17 protein-coding genes are annotated in these 22,400 nt (G+C 74.0%); 10 read left to right on the forward strand and 7 right to left on the reverse strand.

Annotated features, from left to right (window positions below; translation table 11 throughout):
• The first annotated feature begins 2 nt into the window (after window positions 1–2).
• Genes AB0B97_RS11115 through AB0B97_RS11155 form a run of 9 tightly spaced genes read left to right on the forward strand, consistent with a single transcriptional unit; the run spans window position 3 to window position 9,550 of the window.
• Window positions 3–1,391, forward strand: coding sequence for an MFS transporter (locus AB0B97_RS11115; protein WP_357492669.1), 1,389 nt, complete (start codon window positions 3–5; stop codon window positions 1,389–1,391).
• Window positions 1,388–1,618, forward strand: a complete 231-nt coding sequence (locus tag AB0B97_RS11120) for an acyl carrier protein (protein WP_234591281.1) — start codon at window positions 1,388–1,390, stop codon at window positions 1,616–1,618. The genes AB0B97_RS11115 and AB0B97_RS11120 overlap by 4 nt, the downstream gene beginning before the upstream one ends.
• Window positions 1,615–3,225 (forward strand): hypothetical protein, encoded by a 1,611-nt coding sequence (locus AB0B97_RS11125; RefSeq protein ID WP_357492671.1) that lies wholly within the window; start codon window positions 1,615–1,617, stop codon window positions 3,223–3,225. Before AB0B97_RS11120 ends, AB0B97_RS11125 begins: the two co-directional genes overlap by 4 nt.
• Window positions 3,222–4,250 (forward strand): 3-oxoacyl-[acyl-carrier-protein] synthase III C-terminal domain-containing protein, encoded by a 1,029-nt coding sequence (locus AB0B97_RS11130; protein WP_357492673.1) that lies wholly within the window; start codon window positions 3,222–3,224, stop codon window positions 4,248–4,250. The genes AB0B97_RS11125 and AB0B97_RS11130 overlap by 4 nt, the downstream gene beginning before the upstream one ends.
• Before the next feature lie 36 nt (window positions 4,251–4,286).
• A complete protein-coding gene (locus AB0B97_RS11135; protein WP_357492675.1) occupies window positions 4,287–6,170 on the forward strand; it encodes an HAD-IIIC family phosphatase in 1,884 nt (627 codons plus the stop codon).
• Window positions 6,163–6,411 (forward strand): acyl carrier protein, encoded by a 249-nt coding sequence (locus tag AB0B97_RS11140; protein ID WP_357492677.1) that lies wholly within the window; start codon window positions 6,163–6,165, stop codon window positions 6,409–6,411. The genes AB0B97_RS11135 and AB0B97_RS11140 overlap by 8 nt, the downstream gene beginning before the upstream one ends.
• Entirely contained in the window at window positions 6,408–7,346 is a 939-nt protein-coding gene (locus AB0B97_RS11145; RefSeq protein ID WP_357492679.1) for a thiamine pyrophosphate-dependent dehydrogenase E1 component subunit alpha, read from the forward strand. Before AB0B97_RS11140 ends, AB0B97_RS11145 begins: the two co-directional genes overlap by 4 nt.
• Complete coding sequence (locus tag AB0B97_RS11150) at window positions 7,339–8,352, forward strand: transketolase C-terminal domain-containing protein (RefSeq protein WP_357492681.1); 1,014 nt, start codon at window positions 7,339–7,341, stop codon at window positions 8,350–8,352. Before AB0B97_RS11145 ends, AB0B97_RS11150 begins: the two co-directional genes overlap by 8 nt.
• Window positions 8,345–9,550, forward strand: a complete 1,206-nt coding sequence (locus AB0B97_RS11155; RefSeq protein WP_357492683.1) for a 2-oxo acid dehydrogenase subunit E2 — start codon at window positions 8,345–8,347, stop codon at window positions 9,548–9,550. The genes AB0B97_RS11150 and AB0B97_RS11155 overlap by 8 nt, the downstream gene beginning before the upstream one ends.
• 10 nt (window positions 9,551–9,560) lie before the next feature.
• On the opposite strand, the gene AB0B97_RS11160 is transcribed toward AB0B97_RS11155, so the two are convergent.
• On the reverse strand, window positions 9,561–10,028 hold the full coding sequence (locus AB0B97_RS11160; RefSeq protein WP_357492685.1) for a hypothetical protein: 468 nt from the start codon (window positions 10,026–10,028) through the stop codon (window positions 9,561–9,563).
• A gap of 92 nt (window positions 10,029–10,120) precedes the next feature.
• Here AB0B97_RS11160 and AB0B97_RS11165 point away from each other — a divergent pair, with 92 nt between their 5' ends.
• On the forward strand, window positions 10,121–10,735 hold the full coding sequence (locus AB0B97_RS11165) for an HD domain-containing protein (RefSeq protein WP_357492687.1): 615 nt from the start codon (window positions 10,121–10,123) through the stop codon (window positions 10,733–10,735).
• Between the two features lie 66 nt (window positions 10,736–10,801).
• On the opposite strand, the gene AB0B97_RS11170 is transcribed toward AB0B97_RS11165, so the two are convergent.
• The 6 genes from AB0B97_RS11170 to AB0B97_RS11195 form a co-directional block, all read right to left on the reverse strand.
• Window positions 10,802–11,992 (reverse strand): MFS transporter, encoded by a 1,191-nt coding sequence (locus AB0B97_RS11170; protein WP_357492689.1) that lies wholly within the window; start codon window positions 11,990–11,992, stop codon window positions 10,802–10,804.
• Window positions 11,993–12,067: 75 nt separating this feature from the next.
• Window positions 12,068–12,547 carry a hypothetical protein gene (locus tag AB0B97_RS11175; RefSeq protein WP_357492691.1) on the reverse strand — a complete coding sequence of 160 codons (480 nt, stop codon included), beginning with the start codon at window positions 12,545–12,547 and terminating at the stop codon, window positions 12,068–12,070.
• 515 nt (window positions 12,548–13,062) lie between these two features.
• On the reverse strand, window positions 13,063–13,254 hold the full coding sequence (locus AB0B97_RS11180; RefSeq protein WP_234581241.1) for an MbtH family NRPS accessory protein: 192 nt from the start codon (window positions 13,252–13,254) through the stop codon (window positions 13,063–13,065).
• Complete coding sequence (locus AB0B97_RS11185) at window positions 13,247–16,387, reverse strand: beta-ketoacyl synthase N-terminal-like domain-containing protein (RefSeq protein WP_357492694.1); 3,141 nt, start codon at window positions 16,385–16,387, stop codon at window positions 13,247–13,249. Before AB0B97_RS11185 ends, AB0B97_RS11180 begins: the two co-directional genes overlap by 8 nt.
• Window positions 16,384–19,671, reverse strand: a complete 3,288-nt coding sequence (locus AB0B97_RS11190; RefSeq protein WP_357492696.1) for an amino acid adenylation domain-containing protein — start codon at window positions 19,669–19,671, stop codon at window positions 16,384–16,386. The genes AB0B97_RS11185 and AB0B97_RS11190 overlap by 4 nt, the downstream gene beginning before the upstream one ends.
• Window positions 19,668–22,052, reverse strand: a complete 2,385-nt coding sequence (locus tag AB0B97_RS11195) for a non-ribosomal peptide synthetase (protein WP_357492698.1) — start codon at window positions 22,050–22,052, stop codon at window positions 19,668–19,670. The genes AB0B97_RS11190 and AB0B97_RS11195 overlap by 4 nt, the downstream gene beginning before the upstream one ends.
• Between the last annotated feature and the right edge of the window lie 348 nt (window positions 22,053–22,400).

Here is a 22,400-nt window from a genome sequence, read left to right on the forward strand (position 1 = left end):
CCATGGCGTTCCGACGCCCGTCCCGGTTCGCCGGGTTCACCACGATCTGGTTCGGCCAGCTGCTGTCGGCGCTCGGCACCCGGATGACGAACTTCGCCCTGAGCATCTGGGTGTGGGACGCCACCGGCCGGGCCTTCGACCTGACCATGCTGATGGCGTTCGCGTTCGGCGCGACAGTGATCTTCAGCCCGATCGCCGGCGCGCTTGTCGACAGGTGGGGACGACGACTGACCATCGTGCTCAGTGACGTCGGCTCGGCGATCACCACGGCGGTCGTGCTGCTGCTGTTCCTCACCGGTTCGGTCGAGGTGTGGCACCTGTACCTGGTCAACCTGGTCACCGGCGCGTTCCTCGCGTTCCAGCTGCCGGCGTACCAGGCGACCATCACGGTGATGATGGAGAAGGGCCAGTACCCGCGGGCCAACGCGATGATGTTCGCGGTCCGGACCATCCCGGTGATCTTCGCCCCCGGCTTCGCCGCCGCGCTGCTCGGCCTGATGGACATCAAGGTCATCCTGTTCATCGACGCGCTGTCCTACCTGGTGGCGATCGGCGCGGTGCTGCTGGTGCAGCTCCCACCCCTGCCCCGCTCGACGCAGCCCGACGAGGGCGGCTTCTGGTACGACACGATCTACGGCTTCCGCTACATCCTGGCCAGTCGGGCGTTCACCGGGCTGGAGGCGATCATGTTCGCCATCAACGTGCTCGCCGCGGTCGGCTTCGCCCTGCTGGTGCCGCAGATCCTGGCCCGCACCGACAGCAGCACCAACGCGGTGGGCCTGGTGCAGACCATCGGCGCGGTGGGCGGTGTGGCCGGCGCGCTCCTGCTGGGCCTGCTGCCCAACACCCGCCACAAGATCCGCCGGATGCTCATCGCCATCCTGGTCTTCAGCGTCCTCGGGCGGATCGTCTACGGCGTCGGGGACAGCATCATCGTCTGGTCGGTCGCGCTGCTCTTCCTGCACCTGTCCATCCCCTTCATCGACGGGTACGCCCAGTCGGTCTGGCAGGAGAAGGTCGAGCCGTCGCACCAGGGCCGGGTCTTCGCCGCCCGCCAGTTCATCGAGGACCTCGCGTACCCCGGCGGCACCGCCCTGGCCGGTATCGCCGCGGACCGCTGGTTCGAGCCGATGATGCGCGACGGCGGGCCCGGGGTGCCGTACTTCGGGTGGCTGGTCGGCAGCGGACCGGGCGCCGGAATGGGCCTGATCTTCGTGATCGTCGGCCTGTTCGGCATCGGCGTCGCGGCGGCCGGTTTCGCGTCGCCGAGCATCCGCCGGATGGAGGTCGACCTGCCCGACTACGACGAGCCGGCCGACCCGCCGGCCCCGCTGCCGTCGCCGAGCGGCACCGACGAGCTGACCGACGACCGCGCGGTGGTGGCGAAGTGACGCTGACCGAGGTGGTGGCCGGGGTCCTGGAGGTCGACCCGGCCGAGGTGACCGACGAGTCCGGGCCGCAGACCATCGGCACCTGGACCAGCCTGCGGCACCTGCAACTGGTGGTGACCCTGGAGGAGGTCTACGGGCTCTCCTTCGCCTTCGAGGAGATCCGCGACGTGCGCAGCGTCGGCGAGCTGCGCACCGTGCTGCGCGCCAAGGGCACGGAGACGCGATGAGCGCCGTTCTGTTCGCCCGACGCACCCGCTGGCAGGCGCTCACCCGCCAGCGGCCGACCCCGGCGCTGCGCGTCGCGCTGCTGGCCAGCTACACGGTGGACCCGCTGGTGCCGTACCTGGGCCTGGGCCTGCACGACACCGCTCTGAGCGCCACGCTCACCGTCGGCCCGTTCCAGCAGGTCGTGCAGCAGTGCCTCGCCACCGACGGCTTCCTCGCCGAGGCTCGGCCCGACGTGCTGGTGGTGGCGCAGCGCCTGGAGGAGGCCGGCGACCCCGGTCCGGCCGGCGACGCGTGGGCGGCGGAGCTGCTGGCCGGGGCCGAGGCGGCCGTCACCGCCGCGCGCCGGCACGGGGCCCTGCTGGTGTACGTCCTGCCGGCCGTCCCCGCCTCCCGCCCGTACGGGCCGGCCGACGCGATGCACGCCGACGGGGTGACCGCCAGCGGCACCGCCGTCCGGCAACGGCTGCGCGATCGGCTGGCCGGCGACCCGTGGGTGCTGCTCGTCGACGCCGACGAGGCGGTCCGCGCCGTCGGGGACGAGCGGGCGTACCACCCGGCGCTGTTCCGCTTCGCGAAGGTGCCGTACACCGAGGAGGTCTTCGCGCGGCTCGGTGCCACCGTCGCCGCGCTGGTGGCCACCTGGTTCGGCGCGGGCTGCCGGGCGCTGGTGCTCGACGGCGACGGCCTGACCGGGGCGGCGCACCTGCTGCCGGCGCTGCGCGAGCTGCGCGCCGCCGGCGTACGCGTGGCGCTGCGGGCCACCGACGCCGACTGGTGGTCGAGCGCCGACGCCACGGACCTGTTGGCGGTGCTGGACGGCTGGGTCACCGACGGGCGGCCCCTGGCCGACCAGCTCGCCGAGATCGCCGACGAGCTGGACGTCACGCCGGCCCAGCTCGTGCTGGCGGGCACCGGCCCCGCGCAGGCGCCGCCGCGACACGTACCGCTCGGGTCCGATCCCGCGCTCTGGTCGGACGAGCTGCGGGCGGCGGGACTGACCGACCGGCTGCCGATCCGACTGTGGACCGGCGGCACGTCCCGACCCTCCGTCGCGCCCGTCGAGCTGTCCCTGGACGACTTCGTGGCCGGCCTGGACGTCCACGTCGACTACCGACCGGTGGCCGCCGACAGCGTCGCCGAGGTCGCCGAGGTCGTCGCCCGGGCGCACGACTTCGCGCTGGCGCCCGCCCCGCCGGCCGCCGCGCTGGCCGGGCGGGCCGCCGACCTGCTGGCGATCCGGGTATGCGACCGGCTCGGCGACTACGGCACCTCGGGCCTCGTCGCGCTGGACCGGACCGCCGACCGCTGGACCGTCGACGTCTTCTCCCTCTCCTGCCCGGTGCTGGGCAAGGGCGTCGAGGCGGCAGTGCTGCGGGAGGTGACCCGGCGGGCGGGCGCGGCCGGCGCCGGCGAGGTGCTGGTCCGCTTCACCGACACGGGCCGCAACGGCACCGCCCGACGCTTCCTGTCCGAGCTGGACGGTGTCGCGCCCGCCGACCCCCGGGTCCGGCTGCACGCCGCCCAGACGTCCGCCGACGACCCGACGCCAGGATCGCCGGCGGCGACGGCATCGACACCGCTGACAGCCACGGCGGTACGGCGATGAGCGGGCCGCCGGTCGGCGTCGGAGTGGCCGCCCTGGCCCACGTCCTCGGCGAGCCTGTCGACGTGGCGGCTGCCGCGGCCGCGTACACCCAGGATCTGGACCGCCTGCGGTCCTGGGAGTACCGCGCGTTCCACCGGGCCGGCCCCGGCGTCGGGGTGACCGACCTGGCGGTGGTGGCCGGCGGCACGGCCCTGGACCGGGCCGGGGTGAGCGCCGCCGACGTGGACCTGGTGGTGCTGGCCATCCCCGACCTGGCCGAATACCTCTACTGGGATCCGGCAGCGCACACCCAGGCCCGCCTCGGCGCGCACCGCGCCGAGGCGGTGCTGCTCAACCAGGCGTGCGGCGGCGGGGTGGCCGCGTTCGACACCGTGGCCGGGCGGTTCGCCACCCACCCCGAATACCGGACGGCGCTGCTGATCGGCGGGAACCGGGTGTGCGAGCCGTACTGGAACCGGATGGAGGTGAACACGAGCGTCTTCTCCGACGGAGCGGCGGCGGCCGTGCTGGTGCGCGACCACGACCGGTGCCGTTGGCTGGCCACCGAGACGATCACCGACGGCCGGTACGCGGGCTTCATGCGCATGCCCGTCGGTGGCGCTGCGCAGCCGTTCACCCCGGACGGCGGCACCCCTCGCGTCGGCGACCCGGCCGACCGGCTCAACGAGTTCTTCGCCGGGGACGTACGCCGGATGTTCCGGTTCGTCGCGACCATCCGGGAGCGCAACCGGCAGGTGGTGGAGACGGCGTGCGCCCGGGCGGGCGTGACGCTTGCCGACGTCCACCGGTTCGTGCACTTCCACGACAACGCCCGGCAGTTCGCGGAGCTGGCCAAGGACCTCGGCGTCCCGCTGGAGCGGACCAACGTCGAGCTGGCCCTCGCCCACGGCCACATCGGCTGCGCCGACCAGCTCATCGGCCTGGAACGCCACCTCGACAGCGGCGAGCTGACCGACGGCGACGTGGTCGCCCTGACCAGCACCGGCAGCGGCATGCACTGGGTCTGCACCCTGCTGCGGGTCTGACCGGCCGCACCAATCCGACGGGAAGGAACACCGAACATGAGAGTCGAGGAGGTCCTGCACCGGATCCGCCGGCTGCGCCGACCCGACGCGGCCGCCGATCCGGAGCTGGCGCCCGGCCTGGTCCACCTGGACGGCGCGGCGGTCACCACAGTCGCGTCCGCCGGCCGGCTGCTCGCCGACGTGCCCGTCGAGAAGCTGGCCAGTCCCGACTTCCCACTGCGCCCGCTGCGGGTCGCGGTCACCGGCACGTTCACGCCGGGCACGCTGGAACCGCTGCTGCGGGTGGCCCTGCTGCGGATCGGCATCGCCGCCGAGATCCACGTCTCCGGCTTCGACCAGCTCGTGCTCGACCTCAGCGATCCGCGCTCGGCGCTCGCCGAGTTCCGGGCCGACGTCACGCTCTGCCTGCTGCACGACGGCTGGTTCCTGCCCGCCGAGTGGGACCCCGGCGACCTCGCCGGCCTCGCCGACGTGCTGGGCGAACGGGCCGGCGTGCTCGCCGCCGCGCTGCGCGGCTACGCGACGCGCACCGAGGGCGCGGTGCTGCTGCACACCGTGCCGCTGTCGCCGTTGGAGCACCGTGGCCTGGTCAGCTTCCGGGGCCGGGCCGAGCTGGGCCGCGTCTGGCGAGAGCTGAACTCCCAGCTGTTGGAGCTGGGGGCGCGGGACACGACGTACACCCTGGATCTGGAGACACTGCTGGTGGACCACGACGGTCCCGTGCGCGACGAGCGCCTGTACCGGTTCGCCAGCATGGCGTGGACGCCCACAGTGGAGCGCCGGTACGCCCACGAGGCCGCCACCTTCTGCCGCGCGGTCCTCGGCCGGACGGCGAAGGTGCTCGCGCTGGATCTGGACAACACCCTCTGGGCGGGCGTGCTCGGCGACGACGGGCTCACCGGCATCCGGCTGGGCAGCGACTATCCCGGCAACTGCCACCGGGACGTGCAGCGTCGTGCCCTGGCGCTGCGCCGGCAGGGCGTGCTGCTCGCGGTGTGCAGCAAGAACGACCCCGACCTGGTGGCCGAGGCGTTCACGCAGCACCCGGACCTGCTGCTGCGCTCCGACGACTTCGTCGCCCAGGCGGTGAACTGGGGACGCAAGGACGAGAACCTGCGCCAGCTCGCCACCACCCTCAACCTGGGCCTGGACGCGGTCGTGTTCGCCGACGACAGCCCGTTCGAGTGCGACCTGGTACGCCGCGAGCTGCCGACCGTACGGGTGGTGGAGTTGGCCGGCGACCCGGCGGGCTTCCCGACCAGGCTGCTCACCGAGGGGCACTTCACCGTGCTGGCCACCGGCGCGACCGACCGGGAACGCACCGCGCTGTACCGGGCCCGCGCCGGGCGGGAGCGCTTCGCCGCCACGTTCGACTCGGCGGCCGACTATCTGCACGAGCTGAAGCTGCGCGTCACCGTCCGGGAGGTGGACGAGCACAGCCTGCCCCGGCTCGCGCAGCTCGGGCTGCGCACCAACCAGTTCACGATGACCGAGCGCGCACACACCGAGGCGCAGACCCGGGCGCGCGCCGACTCCCCCGACCACCTGGTGCTCACCGTCGAGGTGACCGACCGGTTCGGTGCCGAAGGGCTGGTGGGCGGCCTGTGGCTGGACCGGACCGACCCGGACGCCTGGGTGATCGAGAACTTCGTGCTCAGCTGCCGGGTCTTCTCCCGCGGCGTCGAGCAGGCGGCGCTGCACCGGGTGGCGGAGCTGGCCCGAGCGGCCGGCGCGACCCGGCTGGAGGCCCTGTTCCGGCCCACCGCCCGCAACAAGCCCGGCGGGACCGTCTGGCCCTCGGCCGGTTTCACCGTGGCATCCGTCGACGACGGCACCACCCGGCACGTGTTGCCGCTGCACCCCCCGCCCCGGCTGCTGCCGGCGTGGATCGCCACTGAGGAGGGAGACATCCGTGCCTGACCTGTTCACCACCGTCGCGGACCTCATCGAGCAGGTCGCGGACGTGCCGGCCGAGGAGATCGCGCCCGACGTCCGGTTCGCGTCGCTGGCCAACTGGACCAGCCTGGAGGCGCTGCGGCTGCTCTCCGCGCTGGAGGACGACCTCGGCGTACGCCTGGACCTGCGGGCGTACCTGGCGGTGAGCGCGGTCGGCGAGCTGGTCGACCTGGTCGCCCGCGAACGGGACGGGGTCGCCCGGTGACCGCCACCCGCACCGAGGCGGCGCCGATCGCGCCGACCCGCCTCACCGACGCCGACCTGGACCTGTTGCTGCTGATCCGGCACTTCGAGCTGGCCCTGCTGGACATGTTCGGCCGCGGCGAACTGCACGGCACCACCCACACCTGCCTGGGCCAGGAGTACGTGCCGGTGGCGCTGCGCCCGCTGCTCGACGACGGCGACTTCGTGTTCAGCAACCACCGCGGGCACGGGCACTACCTGGCCCGGTTCGACGACCCGCACGGCCTGCTGGCCGAGGTGATGGGCCGCGAGGGCGCGGTGTGCCACGGCGTCGGCGGCAGCCAGCACATCCTGCGGGACCGCTACCTGTCGACAGGCGTGCAGGGCGAGAGCGCCCCGGTGGCCGCCGGGGTGGCGCTGCACCTCAAGCGCACCGAACCGGGCCGGTTGGCGCTCGTCTACCTGGGCGACGGCACCTGGGGTGAGGGCGCCGTCTACGAGGCGCTGAACATGGCCGCGCTGTGGGGCCTGCCGCTGCTGCTGGTGGTCGAGAACAACGGCATCGCCCAGTCCACGCCCACCGACGCGCAGCTCGCCGGCAGCATCGGCGGGCGGGCGCGGGCGTTCGGGGTGGACCACCTGCGGGTCACCTCCACCGACACCGAGGTGGTCCGGGCCGCGCTGACGCCGGTGCTGCGCCGGGTCCGCGAGCGGTCCACGCCGTACGTGGTGGAACTGCTCACGCACCGGGTGGGACCGCACAGCAAGGGCGACGACAGCCGCCGACCGGAGGAGATCGCGCACGCGCGGGCGCACGACTGGTACGCCCGGTACGCGCAGGCGTACCCGGAGCAGTTCGGCGCGCACGACGAGCGGCAACGGGCGTACGTGGCGCAGGTGGTCGCCGACGTCGCCGGCCGGCCGGCGAGCCGCTGGGCGGAGGAGAGCCGTGGCTGAGCGGGTGGTGGAGAACCTCAACCAGGCGTTGCACGCGCTGCTTGCCGACGACCCCGCGCTGACAGTGCTCGGGGAGGATCTCGTCGACCCGTACGGCGGGGCGTTCAAGGTGACCCGGGGCCTGTCGGCGCGCTGGCCGGAGCGGGTGCTGTCCACCCCGTTGAGCGAGGGCGGCATCGTCGGTGTGGCCGGCGGGCTGGCCCTGGCCGGGCAGAGCGCCATCGTCGAGATCATGTTCAGCGACTTCGTGGCGCTGGCGTTCGACCAGCTTCTCAACTTCGCCAGCAAGTCCACAGCCATGTACGGCCGGCGGGTGCCGATTCGGCTTGTGGTGCGCTGCCCGAGCGGCGGCAACCGGGGCTACGGCCCGACGCACAGCCAGAGCCCGCTGAAGCACTTCATCGGCATCCCCGGCCTCAGCGTGCACGAGGTGTCGCCGTTCCACGACAACCGGGCGGTGCTCGCGGGCATGCTCGCCACCGGCCGGCCGGGTCTGCTCTTCGAGGACAAGGTCCTCTACACCACACGCATGTACGCCGACGGCGTCGTGGACGAGCTGTTCCGCTACGACCTGATCGGCCCGGACGCCGACGTCGCCCGGATCCGGGTGGACGAGGAGGAGCAGGCCGACTGCGTGCTGGTCGTACCCGGCGGGCTGGCCGCCCGGGCGGTGTCGGTGGCCCGGGAGCTGCTGCTACGCGACGACATCGTCTGCCAGGTGCTGGTGCCGTCACGGCTCTGGCCGCTGGACACCGACACCCTGCTGCCGCCGATCGCGCGGGCCGGGCGGGTGGTGGTGGCCGAGGAGAGCACCGCCGGCGGCACCTGGGGCGCGGAGCTGGCGCAGGTCGTGCACCGGCGGCTCTGGGGATCGCTGCGCGCGCCGGTACGCCTCGTGCACTCCGCCGACAGCGTCATCCCGACCGCCGCGCATCTCGAACGCACCGTGCTGGTGCAGGACACCGACATCCACCAGGCCGTGAAGGAGGTCGTCAGTGGTGACTGACCTGGTCGTCCCCAAGCTCAACAACAACGACACGACGTACGTCCTGCTCGACTGGCTGGCCGAGAACGGCGAGCGGGTGCGCGCCGGCGAGCCGATCGCCGAGGTGGAGACCTCCAAGGCGGCCGAGGAGCTGCTCAGCGACGGCGACGGCGTCCTGCACCGGCTCGTCGAGGTGAATCAGGAGTGCGCCCCGGGCGACGTCATCGGTCGCGTCTTCGACAGCGAGGAGGCCCGGCAGCGCTTCCTCGCCGAGGCGGTCGCCCCGGCTGTCGTACAGCTGCCGGACGCCTCCCTCGGCGGGCCGGTGCTCACCGACTCGGCCCGGGAACTCGCGGCCGCGCACGGCCTCGGCGACGACGAGCTGCGCGGCCTCGGCAAGGCTGTCGTGCGGCGTACCGACGTGGAACGCCTGCTGGCCGACCGGTCGTCGGCGCCCGCGGCGGCGACCGAGCCGGTGGTGGTGGCCGCAGCCGCCGCGCTGGCCGCCGGCGACGGCCCGGAGCCGGACGATCCGCGCCCGGTGCACGCGCTCTCGCGCGCGCAGCGCGCCGTCGCCGCGGTGGTCACCGAGTCCCACCGGGAGGTGCCGGCGGCGCTCGCCGTCATCAAGGTCCGCGCCGACGCCGCCCTCGCGGTGGCCCGGCAGCTCACCCGCTCCACCCGCACCCTTGTCGGCCTGCCGGAGCTGCTGGTCAAGGCCATCGGCGGGTTGCGCGAGGACCACCCGTTGCTCTTCGCCGCACCCGGTGACGGCGCCAGCGTACGACTGGCCGAGGCGGCCCACGTCGGCGTCACCATCGACGTCGGTACGGGGCTGTTCATCCCGGTGGTCCGCGATGTGGAGGAGCTGACCTGCGCGGAGATCGCCGAGACGCTGATGGACTTCCGGTCCCGGGCCGGCGGTGAGGGCTTCCGGGCCGGCGAGCTGGCCGGCGGCACCATCGTCGTCTCGCTGCACACCGACCCCGACGTGGTGCTCGCCGGGCCGATCGTCTTTCCCGGCCAGACCTGCGTGGTGGCGATCGGCGGCACCCAGGACGAGTTGGCGCTGGACGCGGACGGTCAGGTCGTGACGCGCCGGTTCGTCAACCTCAGCGCCGTCTACGACCACCGGGTGGTCAACGGCCGGGAGGCTGTCGCGTTCCTGCAGGCCGTGAAGGCGGCCCTGGAGTCCCCCGACCACCTCGCCGAGGAGTAGAGCGCGGCGGTCACGCGAAGGCGTCGTCGCACACCTGCCAGGCCGAGCCCAACGTCAGGTGCAGGTCGAGTGTCGTGGTCCGGCCCGTCCGGCCGGTCAGCTCGACGGTCACGAAGGCGCTGGTTCCGGCCTCGTTCCCGAAGCCGGCCTCACCCGTGGTGTGGGAGACGGGCCGGCCGAGGCGCTCCACCGCCGCGGTGAACACCGCCAGGTCGACCTTCTCCCTCATCGCCGGGCAGAGAGATTCGTGCGCTGCAGCGTCGTCGTTGCTCTCCAGTCGACTGACGAACTGGTCGGCCGCCGCACGCGGCTCGTCCACGTCCGGCCCGGCGTACATCCACAGCAGGAAGCCGCCGACGGGCAGGGCCAGCGCCCCCAGGCACGCGACGACGATGACGCCCGCGACGATCCACGTGGTGCGCTGCGCCTTCGGAGGTTTGTCAACCGACGGTGGGTGGGGCGACAGGGCTGGACGCATGACGAGACGTTAACGACTGCCGATACCTCTCCAGCGGCGGTACGGCCACGAATCGATCTCGGCCCCCCGCAGTCCGTCGTACCCTTGGCGCGGTGATCTCCGCTGCTCTGCGCCGCGCCCTCACCGCACCCGGCGACCCGGTGTTGCGGCCCCTCCCCGACCAGGTCGTCGCAATGCTGGAGACGGTGCACGCGCCACCGCGCCTGGCCGCGCACCTGCGCGCCGTCCACGATGTCGCCGCACAGCTCACCGACGCGCTGGCGGACGGGTTTCCGCAGCTGCCCGTCGACCGATCGGCGGTGCTGTTCGGCGCCGCCACCCACGACATCGGCAAGGTCCTGCACCCGCAGGAGCTGTCCGAGCCCGGCTCGTCGCACGAACCCGCCGGCTACGAACTGCTGCTGCGCCACGGTGTCGCGCCGTCGCTGGCCCGGTTCGCACGCACACACGCCTCGTGGCAGCAGGACGGCATAGGCGTCGACGATCTGCTGGTCAGCCTTGCCGACAAGGTGTGGAAGGGCAAACGGGTCACCGACCTGGAAGGGCTGCTCGTCGACCGCCTGGCCGACGCCACCGGCCGCGAGAGATGGTCGGTGTTCCTGAACCTGGACGACGTCCTCGACCGGATCGCCGCCGACGCGGACCGCCGGCTCGCCTTCCAGGCCACCCATCCGGTACGCGATCCACACGGCGCCGTCGACGGCTGACCTCGGGCATACGCCTGCCGTGATCGTTGGCAGCTGAGCGGTGGCGGGGCCGGCGTGTCACGCCGCTCAGCTGCCAACGATCACGAGCGGGGCGCTCTCTTCGGGTCGTCGTGGCTTCGGCACGCGCAGGGTGACCGCGGCGGCCAGGCAGAGCACGGCGGCGGCGATCAGCGGGGGACGGCCGCCGAGGTGGACGGCGGCGGAACCGAGCGGGATCGCCAGGACGAGCGGGCCGAACATCGCGGTGTTGGCAGTCGCGGCGACCCGGCCGAGCAGCGCCGCCGGGGTGTGCGTCTGCACGGCGGTCACCGCCGCGACGAGGGTCCACGGCAGCCCGATGCCGGCGACGACGGCGCCCACGACCGTGGCCGGCCACCAGGGTAGGCAGCGGACCAGGCAACCCACGGCGAACAGCACAGTGCCGGCGACGCCGACGGCGACGGGACCCCGTCGGGTGAGGAACCGGCCGACGACCAGTCCACCCAGGATGGATCCCGCGCCCTGGGCACCGGCCAGCACACCCAGGAAGGTCGTCGGCAGACGCAGCTCCGCGACGACGATCGCGTAGACGGCGGCGGTCCCGAAGCCGGACATGGCGATCGACGTCGCCGCGAGCAGGACCGGCACGCGGGTGGCCCGCTGTCCGATCAGGACCGCCAGCCCGGTACGGAGGTCATGGTCCCACGACGTCGGTCGCTCGGATGGCGTCCGGTTCAGGCGGACCGCCCGGTAGAGGACGGCGACCAGGATCGGCATCGCCGCGCTCAGCACGGCGACCGCGTGGCCGCCCTGCCAGGCGTACAGGCCCGCGCCGGCCAGGGGCGCGACCAGCTTCATGCCCTCCTGCGCGCTGGAGCGCCACCCGTTGACATCGCCCAGTTCCGAGGCCGACAGCGCGGACGGCAGCAGCGCGGTCTCCCCCGCGTCGATCAGCACGTAGCTGACACCGTAGGCGCCCGAGACGGCGAAGATGACCCACGTCTGCCCCGGGCCACGCACGGCGAGGAGCGTCAGCAGCGCGGCCGCCAGCAAAAGGTTGACGGCGATCACCAGCGGTCGTCGCGACGCCCGATCGAGCAGGCCGCCGAGCCACGGGCCGGCGAGCACCGGGGCGTACACGCAGAGCCCGGCGAGAGCGGCCAGACCGGTGGAGCCGGTGAGGTCCAGGATCCAGATGCCGGACACGAGGGACATGGCGCTGCTGCCGAAGCCGGACAGCATCGAGATCGCCACGAACAGACCCGCGTTGCGCCGCATGCGCCCTCCAGGTTGAGTCGAATTGACTCACATCCTGATTCTTGAGCCGCACCCAGGCAATGCCCTCGGCAGACGTCAATCTCGCGTTGACAACGCGGTCGTCAACGTCGTCGCGACCGCTCGCACCGGCGGCGGCAGCCGGTCGCCCGCGTCGTCGAGATCGGTCCGCAGGTGCAGCGCCAGCGCGTAGAGCGAGCCCGGGTCGGCGTCCAGAGCCGCGTCGACCGTGTTCCGCACGAGAGCCGCCCGACGGAAGCGGGAGTCCCACCGCCGGTCCGTCGCAATCCAACGCTCTACCTCGGCCACCGCGGCTCGCAACGCCGCGATCTGCGGCGAGTAGCCACGATCCAGGTCCTGCCGCCGCGCACGCCGAGCGGCCGCGAGGCGCTGACGGCGCTGCTCGGCGGCCTGCCGACTGCCAAGCCCGAGCGCCGTCGCGACCTGCGCCCAGGTCGCGCCGTCGTGACGCGCCCGGTCGATCAGCTCCGCCTCCCGCTCGTCCAGGCGGCCACGAGCGGCACGCACCTCAGCCAGGCCGACCAACGGCGTCGTCATCGCGTCAACATTACATTGACAACTCGCCACCGTCTCGGCCCGGCCCCGCGAACGCTCGACCCGCGAGCCCGATACCGCGAGGCCCGGCCACCGGAAGCGCCCAGCGCGGTATGAGCCCAGCGCGGCGTGAGCCCAGCGCGGCGTGAGCCCAGCGCGGCGTGAGCCCAGCGCGGCGTGAGCCCAGCGCCTCAAGCGCCCGATGCCGCGAAAGCCCGACACCGGCGTCCAGCCCCGCGAGCGCCCGGCCGCGCCAGAACCTGGCACCGCGAGCGCCTGCGCCACAGGAGCCCTGCGAGGGGGTGGCCCCACTCCCCTGCGGCCCTGTCGAGCTGCCCCATTTCTGGGGCAGCTCGACAGGCAGCACAGGGCACCTGCCACCCTCGGGCGAGCCACCGCCAGACCGGGCCACCGCCCGCCCGGGCCACCGCCCGCCCGGGCCACCGCCCGGCAGGGCCACCGCCCGGCAGGGCCACCGCCCGGCCACCACCAAGCCCGGCCACCACCAAGCCGGACGTTCAGCCGGCGGCGAGGTGCTCCCGCACGCTGCGGGGGCGCATGTCGGTCCAGGTGCGCGTCACGAAGTCCAGGCACTCCTCGCGGCTGCCGGCGCAGCCGGCGTCCCGCCAGCCGTCCGGCACCTCCTTGTGCCGGGGCCACAGGGCGTACTGCTCCTCGTCGTTGATCACCACGCGGTGCTCGTCAGCCATCGGGGTTGCCTTCCTCGTGTCGGGCCAGGTGCAGCTCGCGGGCCAGGCTCTCCGGGGACAGCGCCCGGATCTCCGCGAGCAGGTCGGTGAGGTCGCTGTCCGTGGGCGGGGAAACCGCCGGGGGTACGACGGGAGCCGGCCCCGCCAGCGCGGCGACGGTACGGGCCAACGCGGCGGGCGTCGGTGACTCGAAGATCGCGGCGGGTGGCAGGTCGACGCCGAGCGCGTCGCGCAGTCGCGCCACCACCCGGGTGCCGAGCAACGAGTGCCCGCCCAGCTCGAAGAAGTCGTCGTCGGGGCCGATCTCGTCCACCCCGAGCAGATCCACCCAGATCCGCCGCACCACCTCATACGGCTCGTCGCTCGGCGCGATCGCCGTCGAGGCCGCCGCCGGTTCCACCGAGACCGGTGGCGGTGACGCGGTGACCGGCGTGACCGCGGCCGGGGCGGCGGATTCGGGCCGGTACGCGTCGACCCAGTGCCGCTCGCGCGCGAACGGGTACGTGGGCAGCGGCACCCGTCGTCGTCCGTCGGCGCGGCCGTCGGGCCAGCGCAGGGGCGTCCCGGCGAGCCAGAGCCGGCCGACGGCCAGGGCGACGGCATCGTCCTCGCCGGCCGGGGTGCGACCGGCGGGCAGGCTGGTCAGCACGGGCACTTCGCGTGCGGCGTCGTGCTGGCGGACGAGGGTGGCCAGGGTGCGACCCGGGCCGACCTCCAGCAGCGCGTACCGCTCGTCGAGCAGCAGTTCGGCGGCGGCGGTGAAGTTGACCGGGCGGCGCAGCTGTCGTACCCAGTAGTCGGGGTCGGTTGCCTCGTCGTCGGTGAGCCAGCCGCCTGTCACGTTCGACACGACCGGCACGGTGGGCGGGCGCAACGGCACCTCCCGCAGGTGCGCGGCGAAGCCGGCCAGAGCCGGGTCCATCAGGGCCGAGTGGAAGGCGTGGGAGGTGCGTACCTCCCGGCAGGCCACCCCGCGCCCGCGCAGGTCGGCGGCGAGCGCGGCGACGGCGGTGGTCTCGCCGGAGACGGTGGTGAGGTTGGGCGCGTTGGCGGCGGCCACCTCCACTGTGGCCGGCAGCAGCGCCGTCACCTCGTCGACGCCGAGAGCCACCGAGAGCATCGACCCGGGGGCCTGGGCCTGCATGAGCCGGCCGCGCACGGCGACTGTGGCGAGCGCGTCGGGCAGGGTGAAGACGCCGGCCAGGCAGGCGGCCACGTACTCGCCGAGGCTGTGTCCCGCCATCGCGGCCGGACGTACGCCGTGGTGGCGCAGCAGTTCGGCGAGGGCGTACTCGACGGCGAACAGGGCCGGCTGGGTGAGCCGGGTCTCGTCCAGTTCGGGTGCGGCCGGGACCGCGTCGCCGGGTGGGCAGAGCAGGGTCCGCAGGTCCACGTCGAGGTGCGGGCGCAGCAGGTCGGCGCAGCTGTCGAAGGCCGCCCGGTAGACCGGCTCGGTGCGGTAGAGGGTGCGGCCCATCCCCGCGTACTGCGCGCCCTGGCCGGGAAAGAGCAGCGCCACACCGGGCGGCGTACCGGTGGCGACGCCGGTGCGGACCAGCGGCGACCCGCGGTCGGCGAGCTGGGCGGCGGCGGTCGTGGCGTCACGGGCGACGGTGACGAGCCGGTGGCCGAACTCCCGTCGGGTGCGCGCGAGGGTGTACGCGACGTCGGCCAGCGGCACGTCGGTGTGCTCGCTCAGGTGGTTGGCGAGCTGGTCGCGGGCCCGGTCGAGCGCGTCGGCGTCCCGGGCGGAGAGCACCAGCAGATGCGCGGACCGGTCGTCGCCGGGGCTGTGGTCCGCCGGTTCGGCGGCCTGGAGCACGACGTGGGCGTTGGTGCCGCCGATGCCGAAGGAGCTGACCGCCGCCCGGGACGGCGTGCCCAGGTCCGGCCAGGGCTGCGCGGTGGTCGGCACGTGGAACGGCCCACCGGCCAGCTCGGGGTGGGGCTCGGTGCAGTACGGGCTGGGCGGCACCACCTTGTGGTGCAGCGCCAGCGTGGCCTTGATCAGCCCGGTCACCCCGGCGGCGACGTCGAGGTGACCGAGGATCGACTTGACCGAGCCGAGCGCGCACCGGACCCCGTCGGCGCCCCGACCGTCGTGCGGGCCCGGGCTCGCGTCTGCGCCCCGGAACGCCTCGGCCAGGGCGCGCAGCTCGATCTGGTCGCCCAGCTCGGTGCCGGTGCCGTGCGCCTCGACGTAGCCGATGGTGGCGGGGTCGACCTCGGCGACCTCCTGGGCGGCCCGGATCGCGGCGACCTGCCCGTCCACACCGGGCGCGGTGAAGCCGACCTTCATCCGGCCGTCGTTGTTGATCGCGGAGCCGCGGATCACGGCGTACACCGTGTCTCCGTCGTCGCGGGCGTCCGCCAGTCGGCGCAGGACGACCACTGCGGCGCCGTCGCCTCCCACGGTGCCGGTGGCGCGCACGTCGAACGGGCGGCAGTGCCCGTCGCGGGACATGATGCCGCCGGCCTCGTGCCGGTAGCCGGTGCCGGTGGGCAACAGGACGTGCGCGGCGCCGGCGAGCGCGACGTCGCACTCGCGGGCGAGCAGCGCCTGCACGGCGAGGTGCACGGCGACCAGCGACGACGAGCAGGCCGTCTGCACCGCCACTGCGGGTCCCCGCAGGTCCAGGTGGTACGCCACCCGGGTGGGCAACGAGTCCTTGTCGTTGGCGAGCATCAGCTCGTACTCGGAGACCGAGTCGAGCCGCGGGTTGCGGAACAGGTGGTGCAGGAGGTAGCCGCTGGCCGCGGCGGCGGCGTACACGCCGACCAGCCGGTCGGGGTTCCCGGCGAGGTGACCGGCGCGTTCCAGGGCGGCCCAGGCGGTCTGCAGGAAGAGTCGTTGTTGCGGGTCGAGCAGCCGGGCGTCGCGGGGCGAGTAGCCGAAGAAGCCGGCGTCGAACCGGTCGATGTCCGGCAGCGCGCCGTGCGCCGGCACGTGGTCGGGGTGTCGCCGCTCGTTCTCGGTGAGGCCGGCGGCCGCCAGCTCCGCGTCGGTGAACCGGGTGATGGTCTCCTCCCCGGCGAGGATCCGCCGCCACAACTCGTCGACGTCGGCGGCGCCGGGAAAGCGGCCGGCCATCCCGACGATGGCGATCTCCAGTCCGGTCTCCTGGTCGGTCACGCTCGTCCCTCCCCCGCCGGCACCGGGCGGGCCCGGCGAGCCCGCTCGGCCAGCGCCTGTTTGCGTTCGTCCCGTCGCCGGCCGCCGGCCGGTGCGGTTGTCGGGGCGGCCGTGCCGTCGAGGAACCGGGCCAGCAGCGCGATGGTCGGGTAGCGGAACAGCTCGACGGCGGGCACCGGCCGGCCGAGCCGTTCGGCGAGTCGGGTCTGCACCCGCGCCAGCAGCAGTGACGTGCCGCCCAGGTCGAAGAAGTTGTCGTCCGCGCCGACGGCGTCGACGCCGAGCACCTGCCGCCAGGTGTCGGCGATGGCCCTTTCGACAGCGCCGTCGGGTGCCACGTACGCGGCGCCGAGGTCGGCGCGGGCCACGGTGGGGGCGGGCAACCGGGACGGGTCGAGCTTGCCGCTGGCGGTCACCGGCAGGTCGGGGACCACCACGAAGGCGCTCGGCACGAGATAGCGGGGCAACCGCCGCAGCAGGCTCTGGCGCAGCTCGTCGATCGCCAACCCGTCGCCGACGAGGTAGCCGACCAGTCGTCGACCGCCGGGCGCGTCGGTCCGCACCACGGCGGCGGCCCGGCGCACACCCGCGCACTGCCGCAGCTGGGCCTCGACCTCACCCAGCTCGATCCGGTAGCCGTTGATCTTCACCTGGTTGTCCGCCCGGCCGAGGAAGACCAGTTGCCCGTCGGCACGCCAGCGGACCAGGTCGCCGGTGGCGTACATCCGCTCGCCAGGTGTCGGCGCGTACGGGTCGGGCAGGAAACGCCCGGCGGTGAGCGCGGGGTCGCCGTGGTAGCCGCGGGCCACCCCGGCGCCGCCGAGGTGCAGCTCGCCGGGCACCCCGGGCGGCACCGGCCGCAGCTCGGTGTCGAGCACGTAGGCGCGGACCCCGGTCAGCGGCCGGCCGATCGGCAGCTCGGTGTCGGCGGGTGCGCAGTGGGCGGCGGTGGCGGTGACGGTGGCCTCGGTCGGCCCGTACCCGTTGATCAGGAGCCGGTCGCGCGACCAGGCGGCGGCGACGTCCGGGGCGCAGGGTTCGCCGCCGACGGTGAGTATCCGCAGGTCGGGCACGGCGGCGGGGTCCAACGCGTCGAGGACCACCGGTGGCAGGTCGGCCACCGAGACGCGGTGCCGGGTGAGCGCGGCGGCCAGGTCGGGGCCGGGGGTGCGCTCGTCCGGGCCGAGCAGGCGCAGCGTCGCGCCCGCCGTGAGCGCGGTGACCACATCGGACAGCGCCACGTCGAAGCTGATCGAGTGGAACTGCAGGACGCGATCGCCGGCCTCTACGCCGACCAGCCGGGCCTGCGCCGCGGCGAGGTTGCTCAGCCCCCGGTGCGTGCCGACGACGCCCTTGGGCAGCCCGGTCGAGCCCGACGTGTAGATCAGGTAGGCGGCGGCGTCGGGGTGGACGGCGGTCGGGAGCGCGGCGTCGACGGCCGGCGGCTGCTCGTCGAGGCGCAGCAGCGGCACGTCGGTGGTGGGCAGCGCCAACTCCGCGTCGGCAGTGGTGACCACCAGCGCGGCGGCCGAGTCGGTGAGCAGGTGCGCCAGCCGGGCCGCCGGCAACTGCGGGTCCAGGGGCAGGTAGACCCCACCGGCGCGGAGCACGGCGAGGAAGGTGACCACCCAGTCCGGGCCGGCGGGCAGGCAGACCCCGACCGTCGTCTCGGCCCGCACGCCTCGGGCGGCGAGGGTCCGGGCCAGGCGGTCGGCCCGCGCGTCCAGCTCCCGGTAGGTCAGGGCCTGATCGCGGTACGCCAGGGCGACCGTCTCCGGTGCCGCCGCGGCCTGGCGGGCGACCAGCTCGGGCAGGGTCGGTTGGTCCCTGGGCGCGGGCGCGGTGGCGGCCCAGCGGTCGATGAGGTCCCGTCCGGCGGTCGCGTCGAGCAGCGGCAGCCGGTCCACGGGGGTGTCCGGGGCGGCGAGCGCGGCGGTGAGCAGGGTGTCGAGCTGGTCGGCGAGCGCCCGGGCGGTGGACTCGTCGAAGAGCCGCGTCCGGTACTCGATCCGCCCGTCGATGCGGCAGTCGTGCGGGATGACGGTAAGCGTCAGGTCGAACATGGACGTCCCGGTGTGCGTCTCACCGCTGGCCAGCACGCTCACCCCGGGCAGGGTCAGCCGCTGCTCCCAGCCGTCCTCGACGGCGAACATCACCTGGGCGAGCGGGTGGCGGCCGGCGTCGCGGACCGGGCGCAGCTCCTGCACCAGGGCGTCGAACGGCACCGGGTCGGTCAGCGCGGTCAGCGCGGAGTCCCGCAGCCGGTCCAGCAGCGCGGCGAAGGTCAGTCGACTGTCGACACGGCTGCGCAGCACCAGGGTGTTGACGAAGAAGCCGACAGCGGTCTCGCTGTCGAGCGTCTGCCGGTTCGCCACCGGGGTGGCGATCAGCAGGTCCGGCTGCTGGCTGCGTCGGTGCAGCAACGCCGCCCAGGCCGCCGCGAAGATCATGTACGGTGTCGCGCCGGTGCGGCGGCCCGCCTCGGCGACCCGGTCGGCCAGCTCCGGGGGCCAGGAGAATTCGATCTCGTGGCCGGCGTCCTCCAGCTCGGCCGGGCGGGGCCGGTCGGTGGGCAGGTCGAGCCCCGGCGGTGCGCCGGTCAACGCGTCGCGCCACCAGTCGAGGCGTCGGGCCAGCTCGGCCGGGCCGAGCAGCAGGTCCTGGGCCAGCGCAGCCGGTACGTCCCGGGGCGCCGGCGGCAGCGCCGGACGGCGTCCCTCCCGCACTGCGGCGTACGCCGTCGACAGCTCATCGAAGAGCAGACCCATGCTCCAGCCGTCGCATACCACGTGGTGCAGGGACAGCAGCAGCGTGCAGTCGGTGGGGCCGGTGCGGCACAGGGTGGCCCGCACCAGCGGCCCCCGGGCCAGATCGAACGGGCGTACCGCCTCGGCCGCGGCGTACTCATCGATCCGCTCCGGCGCGACGTCCTCGACCACCAGCGGCAGGCCGGTCGGCGGCAGGACCATCTGGTACGACTGCCCGTCCAGCGGCACGAACACCGTGCGCAGCGCCTCGTGCCGCGCCACGATCTCGTCGAGCGCGCCGCGCAACGCGGCCACGTCCACCTCGCCGCGCAGATCCACCCGGTACGGCACGTGGTAGGCCGGACTGTCCGGGCGCAGCTGCGCCAGCAGCAGCATCCACTCCTGGGCGGCGGTGAGCGGGTGGATGCCGTACCGGTCGCCGTCGGCGCGGATCGCGGCGAGGAACGCCCGCCGCCGTTCGGGCGGCAGGGCGTCCACGCGCTGGCGCAACTGCCCGGGCGTGAGGGCTCCGATCATCGGACGATCCCCTGTTCGAGCTGGTCGAGCAGGCCGGCGAGGTCGGCGGGCGGCGGCCCGTCCGGCGCGAGCACGGCCGCCTCGGTGGGCGCTACCGGCACCCCGCCGATCTCGTCGGCCGCGGCGGCCAACGCGGCCACCGTCGGGTGGTCGAAGATCAGCCGGAGCGGCACCTGCGCGCCGATCGCGGCGGCGAGCCGGGAGCGGACCCGGGTCGCCTTCAGGGACCGTCCGCCGAGGTCGAAGAAGTCGTCGTCGCGGCGGCGCACCGGCACGCCGAGGACGTCCTGCCAGATCTCGGCGACCGCCCGTTCGGTGGGTGTCCGCAGAGCGGCGTCGTCATCGGCCGTCGCGGTGGTGTCGGGCGCGGGCAGCGCCGCGACGTCCACCTTGCCGTTGCGGTTGAGCGGCAGCCGCGCCAGCACCACGAACACGGCCGGCACCAGGTGGTCGGGCAGTTGCTCGCGGGCCCGCTCCCGGACCGCCTCGACGCGCACCCCGTCGTCGGGCACGACGTACGCGACCAGCCGGGCGTCGCCCGCGGCGTCGCGGTCGGCGCGCACGATCGCGTCCCGCAGCAGCCTACCGGCGCGCAGCGCCTCGGTCACCTCCCCCGGCTCGACCCGGTACCCACGGATCTTCACCTGGTGGTCGGAGCGGCCGACGAACTCGATCAGCCCGTCCGGGCGTTGCCGCACCACGTCGCCGGTGCGGTAGAGGCGACCACCGGTGCGCGGCCCGAACGGGTCGGGCACGAACTTCTCGGCCGTCGCGTCGGGACGGCCGAGGTAGCCGCGGGCCACCCCGTCCCCGCCGATGAACAGCTCACCGAGCACCCCGGGCGGCACCGGCTGCAGGAGCTGGTCCAGCACGTACACCCGGGTGTTGGCGACCGGACCGCCGATCGGCACGATCGGGTCCGCGGCGGTGAGCCGGGCGCAGTCGTACGTCGTGGTGTAGGTGGTGGCCTCGGTCGGGCCGTACCCGTTGACAAGCGTCGTGTCCGGGCAGGCCACCCGGAGCCGGTCCACTGCCGTCCGGTCGGCCTGCTCGCCGCCGAACGTCAGGTAGCGCAGCGCGGCCAGGGCGTCCGGCGCCTCGGTCGCCACCTGGCGGGCCACGGACGTGGCCAGGAACATCATCGTCACGCCGGTGTCGCGCAGCCGGGCGCGCAACCGGTCCGGCACGATCACGTCGTTGATGTCCAGGTCCGCCAGGCACGCGCCGTTGAGCAGGGCGCCCCACACCTCCAGGGTCGCCGCGTCGAACGACATCGTGGCGGCCTGTCCCATCACGTCGTCCGGGCGTACGTCGACGAAGTTGGTGTCGCGGACCAGCCGGACGATGTTGCGGTGGCTGACGCCGGTGCCCTTGGGTCGGCCGGTGGAGCCCGACGTGTACATCACGTACGCGAGCTGGTCGGGGTGGATGGCCACCGCCGGCGGGTCCGCCGGGCCGTCGTCGGCCGGCAGCCGGTCCACGACGATCCGGGGCGTGCCGTCGTCCGGGAGCCGGTCGGCCAGCGCGGCGGTGTGCAGGATCGCTCCCGGTGTGGCGTCGCGGCACATCAACGCCAGCCGTTCCGGTGGGTATCCGGGGTCCAGCGGCAGGTACGCGGCGCCGACCTTGAGCGTCGCCAGCGCCGCGATCACCCAGGCGGTCGTGTCGGCGAGGCAGATGCCGACGAGCGTCTCGGCGCCGATCCCCAGCCGGCGCAGACGCCCCGCCAGGTGGTTGGCACGCCGGTCCACCTCCCGGTAGGCCAGGATCCGCTCGCCGTCGCGCAGCGCGGGCGCGTCCGGGGTCTGCCGCACCCACTGGGCGAACAGGTCGGGCACCGACCTTTCGCGCGGGTAGTCGGTGTCGGTGGCGTTCCAGTCGATCACCACCTGCCGTTCCGTCGCCGGGTCGAGCAGCGGGAGGTCGGACAGGCGCGCGCCTGGCCGCTCCTGCGCCCGGGCGAGGAGCACGGCCAGCGCCGCCCCGATCGACGTCGCGTGCGGGTGGCTCACCGTGGCCGCCGGCCGTTCGTCGGTGTCGTCGATCAACAGCCGCACCGCACCCCGAAAACCGGGAGACGCTTGATCGGAGCTAATCGATACCACCGGCCGATAGTCGGGAACCGTTTCGGGCAATTCCGCGTCGTGCTCCCGGGCCTCGCGCAGAGCCGTTCGGACCAGGTCCCGCAGCTCGGTCCACGTGGGATCCTCGGGCAACCGGACCCGCACGGGCAGCCATCGTCCCGAGCCGGTCGGCGCGGCCGGCGTCTCGGCGAGCAGGTCCCGGCCACCGACCCAGCGGTGCAGCAGCGCGAACAGGCCGGCCAGCGAGCTGACCTGCGGCTCGACCGGGTCGCAGGGCAGCTCGGCGGGGGTGTCCACGGCGGGGTCGGTGGATGGCGCGAAGGGCAGGTCCGGCGGCTCCGGAAGGTCCGTGAGCTGTCGTTCCCAAAAGGCGGAAAGGCCAGGGCGAACTGTCTGTTCGGTCATCGGATCTCAGCTCCGATCGGCGGGTGACACGCAATGCCGGGAAGTCTGGACCGGGCCCGTGCCAGTTGCTTGTAGGGGCCGTTCGGGTGCCGTTGCGGCGGTCTGAGGGAAACCTGAGTGCGCCTTTATGCCGATAGCGCATTGCAGTCAGTAAGTACACCGACTCTTTTGGTTATGGCGATGCCGCTCGATGAAGACAATGATCGTGCCCGGGGGGAAGCCACGCCGGGGGCGACGACT

Source organism: Micromonospora sp. NPDC049004, from assembly GCF_040649315.1.
Classification (GTDB): Bacteria; Actinomycetota; Actinomycetes; order Mycobacteriales; family Micromonosporaceae; genus Micromonospora.